The following is a 7,232-nucleotide window of genomic DNA, read 5'->3' on the forward strand; positions in this document are numbered from 1 at the left end:
ACGAATCATCGCCCGACAGATAGTTCTTTCTAACCCAAATAGATTTATTCTATAAGTTATAGAGGATTCCCAACCCCGGGACGGATTTCGGTGGGTTTAGACAACGACGAGTCCGATCTCCACCCATGTTCTCCGGGTTCGAGGTGATCCCTGCGGTCGACGTTCGGGACGGCGAGGTGGTCCAGCTCGTCGGCGGCGAGCGCGGCACCGGGCGCGAGTACGGCGATCCGATCGACGCGGCCGAACGCTGGGTCGCGGCCGGCGCGCGCACCCTTCACCTCGTCGATCTCGACGGAGCGTTCGAGGGTGAGCGGGCGAACGCCGCCGCGATCGAACGGATCGTCGACACGGTCGATATCCCTGTCCAGCTCGGCGGCGGCATCCGCACCGCCGCGGACGCGCGCGATCTGCTCGACCGCGGCGTCGACCGGGTGATCCTCGGCACGGCCGCAGTCGAGAACCCCGAACTCGTCGCAGAAATCAGCGAGACTCACCCGGGGAGCGTGGTGGTGAGTCTCGACGCCAAGGGTGGCGAGGTCGTGGTGTCGGGCTGGACCGAGGGCACGGGTCTCGATCCGGCGACGGCAGCCGTGGAGTACGAGCAACGCGGCGCGGGTGCGATCCTTTTCACCGACGTCGACGTCGAGGGCCGTCTCGACGGCGTCCAAACCGATCCCGTCCGTCGACTCGTCGACGCCGTCGAAATCCCCGTGGTGGCGAGCGGTGGCGTGGCGACGATCGACGACATCCGCGCGCTCCGGGGTGCGGGCGCGAGCGCAGCAGTGGTCGGCAGCGCGCTCTACGAAGGTCAGTTCACGCTCGACGCCGCCATCGAGGCCATCGCGGACAAGTGATTACAACGTCAGACGCATCGCCGGCATGTCGAGAAACGCGTTCTCGTAGCCTTCGTGGCGGGCGACCTGGGGTGGCGTCGTGACCGAAATCGTGAGCCGGTCGTCTGGCCTCGCACTGTCGACGGCTGCGCCGTAGTGGTAGCCGAGGTCGGAGTCGAGCGTGCGCTTCAGCGGCCCGTCGAAGACAGTCGATCCGTTGCGTTCCAGTGTCGCCGAGAGCGCCATCGCGGGCAGCACTAAACTGTTGTACGGCGTCCGCGCCGACACCGCGAGGTAGGGGTTACCGTCGTCGAGCGGGCTCTCGTCCGGAGACAGTCGAGTGACGAGAAACACCGCGTCGCCGCTCGTGGCGCGACCGACGAATGCACCACCCAGTTCGGATTTCGTCGGGGCGACCGCCGACGGGACTGTACCCATCGCCATCGGTGCGATCGCGCCCGGCTCGCCGGCTCGTGGGGCCTTCGGCGAGACGACCTGCTCGCGTGTCGTCTCGGTGAACGGAAACTCGATCGTGACGCTCGCCGGCTCCGCGAACCGCCCAGCGAACGCCCCCGTCCGCCTGACGCCCGTTCCGCCCACGCTGAGTCTCGCGGTGTAGCTCCCGTCACCAGGCAGCGGGAAGTTCGCACCGTAGTGAAACCCCATCCGCTGGGAGAGCATCGGGTAGATCACTTCCTCACTCACGAGATCGCCGTCGCGGGTGATCTCGACCGAGAGCCCCGTATCGGGAAGCACCGTCCCGCTTTTCGGGTCCCACACAACGCTCATGAGATGCAGCGAGTCGCCCTGCTCGATGGGCTGTCTCGTGGTTTCTACGCCGTTGATCGTCCAGAAGACGTGCGGAGCGGCGTACATGAGCGCGAATCGGTAGTCGCCAGCGATCGGCATGGCGTCGCTCTTGTCGGACGTTTCCGTCGCAGTGGTGCCGGAGGTCGTCGTGTTCGTCCGGCTCGTGCTGGCGATCGTGTCCGTGCCGTTCGTCCCGTTTCCACCAGTCGTGCCGCCCGAAGCGCCCATAACTCCCCTGCCGACGACGTACATCGACTCCGCGAACGGCTGGACGTACACGCCGCGATCGCTTCCGTCGTCAGCACTATCGGGGACCGTGCCGTTGGATGCGACAGTGTCCGGTTCCGCCGACGTAGTCTTGGACGGTGATGAACTGTCCGGCTCACCGCCGGATTCGGTCGCCGAGCAGCCGGCAAGCGCGACCGACGAGGCGGCGGCGAGCCGAAGATATCGTCGGCGATCCATTCGGCTCGCGTTGGTGACGAACGAAAATACCGGTTCTGGTTCGAATGTCGACAGTCGTGGCAACCGGAGGAACTCCCAGGATTCGACGGACGGAGCACAACCGCCTTGTACGTCCGACTGTAGGTGAGCGCATGACGCGGAGCGCGACTGTGACCCGCGAGACCGCCGAGACCACGGTTGAAGTCTCGCTGACGATCGACGGCGACGGCGAGTCGACCGTCGAGACCGGGATCGGTTTCTTCGATCACATGCTCGATTCGTTCGCAAAACACGGGCTGTTCGATCTCGACGTGACCTGCGACGGCGACCTCCACATCGACGACCACCACACCATCGAGGACGTCGCGATCACCCTCGGCGAGGCGTTCGACGAGGCGCTCGATGATCGGACAGGGATTCGACGGTTCGCCGACCGGAAGGTGCCACTCGACGAGGCGATCGGCAGCGTGGTGGTCGACGTTTCGGGCCGACCCCTGTTCCGGTTCGACGGGCGATTCTCCCAGGATCAAGTCGGGGAGTTCACGAGTACGATGGCCGCCCACTTCTGCCGGTCGCTCGCGACGAACGCCGGGCTGACCCTTCACGCCGGAATCGAGGGCGAGAACGCCCACCACGAGATCGAGGCGCTGTTCAAGGCACTGGCGCGCGTGCTCGACGACGCCACCAGACCCGACGAGCGCCGCGAGGGAACCCCGAGCACGAAGGGCGCGCTCTAAGTAGTGCTATGTTCGACGAGATCATGGAGAAGTTCGAGGGCAGTCCGAGTCAGCAGGCAGTCGTCAGACTGCTACTCGAACGCGGCTTCTCTGTCAACGCCGACGGCCGGGTGGTTTCGGGCGGGATCGAGATCCCGAACACCCAGGTCGCCAGCGAGATCGGGGTCGACAGGAGAGTGGTGGACTCGACTACCGACGCACTCCTGGCGGACGACGAGCTCCGCCCCATCTTCCGGAACATCTCAGCGGTCCCCAGCCTCAAAGACCTCGCGCCGGTGCTCGATCTCTCGGTCCTGACGGTGGCGGTCGCGGACGCCGAGCGGTCGGGGATCGTCGCGGCCGTCACCGGCGCGATCGCGGCCCACGACATCTCCGTTCGCCAGACCATCAGCGAGGACCCGGAGTTCACCGACGAGCCCAGACTCTCTGTCATCACCGACGAGCCGCTGCCCGGCGCGGTCCTGACCGAAATCCGCGAGTTCGACTTCGTGCGGAAGCTCGAACTCGAATGAGCGACACGGCAGCGACCTACCGGACCGTCGCGGGGCGCGGCGAGGCCGCCTTCGAGGTTCAGGGATCGCGCTTTCTCGGCCACATCGCCTCTGCCGACTCGGTCGACGCTGCGGAGGCGTTCGTCGCGGAAGTCGACTCGGAGTACCCGGACGCGACCCACAACGTTCCCGCCTACCGCGTCCGGGCCGACCCGCTCCGAGAGTACGCGAGCGACGACGGCGAGCCCGGCGGCTCGGCGGGCAAGCCGGCACTGACAGTTTTGGAACGCGAGAAACTCGAAAACGTCGTAGTGGTTGTCACACGCTACTACGGCGGGACCAACCTCGGAGTTAGTGGGTTGTCGCGATCCTACGGCCGCGCGGTCAAGCTCGCGGTCGAGGACGCCGGTATTCTGGAGGAACAGCCACACGAAACCGTCTCGATCGTGGTCGAGTACGATGATTCAGGAACCGTCCGCGGGATCATCGAAGGATCGGATGTCGAGTTCGAGGCCACGTACGGCGAACGCGTGGCGTTCCGGGTTCGTGTGCCGGTGACCGACTGCGACGCGCTCCGCGAGCGAGTGTTGAGCGCGACTAGCGGACGAGCGGTGATCGATACCGGCGACGAGAGCCAGGAAGACGGCCGAACGGATGGAGAATGACGGGATTCGAGGGTTGTTAAATCACAGAACAGGTTCGATCACGAACTGCGTCACGACCGCGAACCACGAGACAAATGAAAGACCGTAGGCCACGCCCTCCCCAACCGATTCCCTCACTCGCTACGCTCGTGTAGACCTCGCACGAGTCGCGCGTCTTCGACGCACTCCCGCGCGCCAACCGCCGGCAAAAAGGATTGGGTAGCCGGAGTCGCTGGAACCGATCGGTCGAAATCCGAATTACTGTGTGCGGAACGCGCGGTCGCCTGCATCGCCGAGGCCGGGAACGATGAACCCGTCGTCGTCGAGACGATCGTCGATGCTAACCGTGAGGAGGTCCGCCTCGGGGAACCGTTCGCCCACCCGAAGCAGTCCGTCGGGCGCGCTGACCGCCGAGAGCACGAACAGATCCTCGGGCTCGGGCGCGTCTTCGAGAACGTGTTCTAGCACCCGGCACATCGTGGACCCGGTGGCGAGCATCGGATCGGCGACGATCACGGTGTCGTCTTCGGTGATCTCGGGGAGTTTGGTGTAGTCGATCGTGATCGGGAACTCGCCGTCGGTCATCCCGACCGATTCGTCGCGGCCGGCGGAGATGACGCCCTGTTTCGCGCGCGGGAACGCCTTCAGCAGACCCTCGACGAACGGTGTCGCCGCCCGGAGCACGTTCACGATCACCACGTCGTCGAGTCCTTTGACGTGTTCGCCGGTGGTTTCGGCCAGCGGCGTCGTGATCGAGACGTACTCGGTCTCCATCGCGCCGTCGATGATCTCGTAGCCACAGATCCGACCGAGTTTCACCAGTCCTTTTCGGAAGGCGACCTGTTCGGTCTCGACGCTGCGGAGTCGTGAGAGCGTGTCTCGGGCGAGCGCGTGCGTGATGAGCGAAGCGGGATCACGGTTCTCGATAGGCATACTGAACGAGTTCTCCCGGAGCATCTAAAATCATCCGTCACGCGCCGCTCGTCACCGGAGAACCGCGAGATACGTGATCACGGCCACCAGCAGAGTGGCGAGCCCGACCGTCGACCACGAGAACGCGAGCACGCCAACGACCGAGAGCCCCCACACCGCGACGGCGCTGAAGGCCGCAGAGAGGAGGAGGTCCAAAACGAGCAGCACCCGGATGTCACCCTGTGACGCCATTCGTCCGGAATGGTGTGCGCGCCGACTTAGTTCTGTTCCGTTCACCCGTCGTCGACGGCTCGGGATCGACACGAGGGGCGACAGGATGTATACAGTCAAGCGCAAACGGCTGGCGTGAAGCTCACCAATCGCCACGGGACGCCGGTCGACCCGGTGCCGTTCCTCGTGGTCGCGTCGTTCGCCTTCCTGGTGAGCTTCTCGTACGGCCCCATCTACTGCATGGCGCTCGGCCTCTCGCTACAGGCGGGACTCGTCGTTTCGGCGCTCGCGTTCTCGTTCGGTACGGGAGCGGCCTATCACCGACTCGTCAGAGCCGCTCGACCCGAACTAGCGGGCGAGATACCGGCCGATGCGCGTCTCCAGCGGCTGTTCTACGCGATCGTCGTGACCATTGCGCTGCTCGCGTTGCTGTCGCTGCCACTTTTAGTCCCGTGAGCCGAACGGAGGACATGCGCGAAGTGGCGGCGTCGCGGTTCGTCAGAGCGACCCCGGCAGCGGTTGGACGCGCGCTTACCCCGGCGTCGCTCGTGGAGTACGAAGGGAGTTTTACCGTCTATGAGGTGGAGGATACCGACGACGGCTGGCTCGTGATCGCCGGCTCCCGGGGTGTTGAGTTCGCGCTCGCGTTCGAGAACCGCGAGGACGGCCTGGTGTACGAACAGCGTGGCGACGGTCCGCTGGAATCGCTCGAAACCACCGTCACCTACCGCCCCGAAAACGAGGGCACCCGCATCCGGATGACCTCCGGCGTGAGCGCCGGACTACCCCTTCCCGCACTCACCAACCGGGTGGCCGCGTGGAAGCGTCGCGGGGAACTCCGGCGCGCACTCCGACAGCTCGCGAACGCCGTCGAGTGAGCGGGTTCGGGGACCACCTGCGGCGCTGCCCCGGGGAAACGGTCGTGTGGAGACGGCGCACGATCACGCGCGGATTTATGTTCTTCACGATCGAACCTACGGTATGGGTATTCTCGGCACGGTCAGCGAGATGCTGGAAGCGTCCTCGGAGTCCGCGAACCGTGGCGGTGGGAAAGGCGACGGCTCGAAGGGCGCGTACTGGTGTCACGACTGCGACGAGCGGATCCGGGACGTCGACGTGGCGGGCGACGATCAGCCGGAGTGTCCCGACTGTGAGGAGGCGATGGAGTTCGAACGGTCACCCTCCTCGACTGGGTGTGCGTGCTGAGCCTGAATCAGAAGCATTGCCGGACCACCGGACCGCAGTCGCGGCGGTTTAAGTAGACAGACGGCATGTGAGCACACATGACGCTCGCAGATCGGATCGCCTCCTATCGGGAGATCGTCGAGAAGTGGCTCCACGGCCTCTATCACGGGATGGTCGAGGGGCCGGCGTTCGAGCTGATCGAGAAGGAAGCCGAGGACACCGACGACGTGTTCATGCTCGCGTGTTTCGCCGACGCGTTCGGGATCCCGAGCCCGATCTCGTACTACACCGCCGAGCTACTCCCCTATCTCGCCGACGAGTTCGCCGGCTGGGAGCGCCGGCTCTGGGATCGCGGCACGCTCGTCGAGCGCAAAGGCCAGCAGTATCACTTCTGAGCCCTCGATGGAGAAATTCGTCTTCTTCGGCGGCAAGGGTGGCGTCGGCAAGACCACGGTGTCGAGCGCGTACGCGCTCAAGTGTGCGCGCGAGGGACTCGCCACGCTCGTCGTCTCGACCGATCCCGCCCACAGCACGTCGGACGTGTTCGATCAACCCTTTGGCGACGAGCCTCGCCCGGTGGAGGGCCACGATGGACTCGACGCGATGGAGATCGACCCCGACGAGGCGGTCGACGAGCATCTGATGGAGACCAAACGCGCACTCGCCGATCAGGTCAGCCCCGCAATGGTCAACGAGATCGATCGCCAGATCGAGCTCGCCCACCAAACCCCGGGTGCGTACGAGGCGGCGCTGTTCGATCGGTTCATCGACGTGATGGAAAACGCCGAGGAGTACGATCGCGTGGTGTTCGACACCGCCCCGACGGGTGGGGCGCTCCGCCTGCTCTCGCTCCCCGAGTTCCTCGAAGACTGGATCGACCGCCTCATCGAGAAGCGGACCGCGAGCATCGATCTCTACGAGCGCGCGGCGATCGGCGATCGCGAG

At 65.3% G+C, this 7,232-nt stretch carries 12 protein-coding genes; 9 read left to right on the forward strand and 3 right to left on the reverse strand.

From position 1 onward, the window contains the following. Positions 1 to 125: 125 nt before the first annotated feature. Complete coding sequence (gene hisA, locus C449_RS12065; RefSeq protein ID WP_006078299.1) at positions 126 to 854, forward strand: 1-(5-phosphoribosyl)-5-[(5-phosphoribosylamino)methylideneamino]imidazole-4-carboxamide isomerase; 729 nt, start codon at positions 126 to 128, stop codon at positions 852 to 854. Here hisA and C449_RS12070 read toward each other — a convergent pair whose 3' ends face one another. After that, a complete protein-coding gene (locus C449_RS12070; protein WP_006078300.1) occupies positions 855 to 2,108 on the reverse strand; it encodes a DUF7350 domain-containing protein in 1,254 nt (417 codons plus the stop codon). Between the two features lie 131 nt (positions 2,109 to 2,239). Here C449_RS12070 and hisB point away from each other — a divergent pair, with 131 nt between their 5' ends. From hisB to C449_RS12085, 3 genes are read left to right on the forward strand one after another with little or no spacing between them, the layout of a single operon-like run. Next, complete coding sequence (gene hisB, locus C449_RS12075; RefSeq protein ID WP_006078301.1) at positions 2,240 to 2,824, forward strand: imidazoleglycerol-phosphate dehydratase HisB; 585 nt, start codon at positions 2,240 to 2,242, stop codon at positions 2,822 to 2,824. A gap of 8 nt (positions 2,825 to 2,832) precedes the next feature. Then, the gene (locus C449_RS12080) at positions 2,833 to 3,336 is read left to right on the forward strand and encodes a hypothetical protein (RefSeq protein WP_006078302.1); all 504 of its coding nucleotides are present in this window, start codon (positions 2,833 to 2,835) and stop codon (positions 3,334 to 3,336) included. Beyond that, complete coding sequence (locus C449_RS12085) at positions 3,333 to 3,980, forward strand: IMPACT family protein (RefSeq protein WP_006078304.1); 648 nt, start codon at positions 3,333 to 3,335, stop codon at positions 3,978 to 3,980. Before C449_RS12080 ends, C449_RS12085 begins: the two co-directional genes overlap by 4 nt. A gap of 237 nt (positions 3,981 to 4,217) precedes the next feature. Here C449_RS12085 and upp read toward each other — a convergent pair whose 3' ends face one another. Together upp and C449_RS12095 are read right to left on the reverse strand one after the other, a co-directional pair. Further along, a complete protein-coding gene (upp, locus tag C449_RS12090; protein ID WP_006078305.1) occupies positions 4,218 to 4,892 on the reverse strand; it encodes a uracil phosphoribosyltransferase in 675 nt (224 codons plus the stop codon). 51 nt (positions 4,893 to 4,943) lie between these two features. Continuing rightward, a complete protein-coding gene (locus C449_RS12095; RefSeq protein ID WP_006078306.1) occupies positions 4,944 to 5,123 on the reverse strand; it encodes a hypothetical protein in 180 nt (59 codons plus the stop codon). 114 nt (positions 5,124 to 5,237) lie between these two features. Here C449_RS12095 and C449_RS12100 point away from each other — a divergent pair, with 114 nt between their 5' ends. The 5 genes from C449_RS12100 to C449_RS12120 form a co-directional block, all read left to right on the forward strand. Beyond that, on the forward strand, positions 5,238 to 5,558 hold the full coding sequence (locus C449_RS12100; RefSeq protein ID WP_006078307.1) for a hypothetical protein: 321 nt from the start codon (positions 5,238 to 5,240) through the stop codon (positions 5,556 to 5,558). A gap of 14 nt (positions 5,559 to 5,572) precedes the next feature. Further along, positions 5,573 to 5,980: an SRPBCC family protein gene (locus tag C449_RS12105; RefSeq protein ID WP_006078308.1), complete on the forward strand. Its 408-nt coding sequence runs from the start codon at positions 5,573 to 5,575 to the stop codon at positions 5,978 to 5,980. Between the two features lie 103 nt (positions 5,981 to 6,083). Further along, positions 6,084 to 6,308, forward strand: a complete 225-nt coding sequence (locus C449_RS12110; protein WP_193790592.1) for a hypothetical protein — start codon at positions 6,084 to 6,086, stop codon at positions 6,306 to 6,308. A 77-nt stretch (positions 6,309 to 6,385) separates the two neighbouring features. Then, complete coding sequence (locus tag C449_RS12115) at positions 6,386 to 6,682, forward strand: hypothetical protein (protein WP_006078310.1); 297 nt, start codon at positions 6,386 to 6,388, stop codon at positions 6,680 to 6,682. A gap of 7 nt (positions 6,683 to 6,689) precedes the next feature. Beyond that, the coding region (locus tag C449_RS12120; protein ID WP_006078311.1) for an ArsA family ATPase at positions 6,690 to 7,232 on the forward strand (543 nt) is incomplete at its 3' end.

This window comes from Halococcus saccharolyticus DSM 5350 (assembly GCF_000336915.1).
GTDB lineage: Archaea > Halobacteriota > Halobacteria > Halobacteriales > Halococcaceae > Halococcus > Halococcus saccharolyticus.

Excerpts from the sequence above, each read along its gene's own strand:
- hisA (WP_006078299.1), top strand. The coding sequence starts at position 126 with ATGTTCTCCGGGTTCGAGGTGATCCCTGCGGTCGACGTTCGGGACGGC.
- C449_RS12070 (WP_006078300.1), bottom strand. The coding sequence starts at position 2,108 with ATGGATCGCCGACGATATCTTCGGCTCGCCGCCGCCTCGTCGGTCGCG.
- hisB (WP_006078301.1), top strand. The coding sequence starts at position 2,240 with ATGACGCGGAGCGCGACTGTGACCCGCGAGACCGCCGAGACCACGGTT.
- C449_RS12080 (WP_006078302.1), top strand. The coding sequence starts at position 2,833 with ATGTTCGACGAGATCATGGAGAAGTTCGAGGGCAGTCCGAGTCAGCAG.
- C449_RS12085 (WP_006078304.1), top strand. The coding sequence starts at position 3,333 with ATGAGCGACACGGCAGCGACCTACCGGACCGTCGCGGGGCGCGGCGAG.
- upp (WP_006078305.1), bottom strand. The coding sequence starts at position 4,892 with ATGCCTATCGAGAACCGTGATCCCGCTTCGCTCATCACGCACGCGCTC.
- C449_RS12095 (WP_006078306.1), bottom strand. The coding sequence starts at position 5,123 with ATGGCGTCACAGGGTGACATCCGGGTGCTGCTCGTTTTGGACCTCCTC.
- C449_RS12105 (WP_006078308.1), top strand. The coding sequence starts at position 5,573 with ATGCGCGAAGTGGCGGCGTCGCGGTTCGTCAGAGCGACCCCGGCAGCG.
- C449_RS12110 (WP_193790592.1), top strand. The coding sequence starts at position 6,084 with ATGGGTATTCTCGGCACGGTCAGCGAGATGCTGGAAGCGTCCTCGGAG.
- C449_RS12115 (WP_006078310.1), top strand. The coding sequence starts at position 6,386 with ATGACGCTCGCAGATCGGATCGCCTCCTATCGGGAGATCGTCGAGAAG.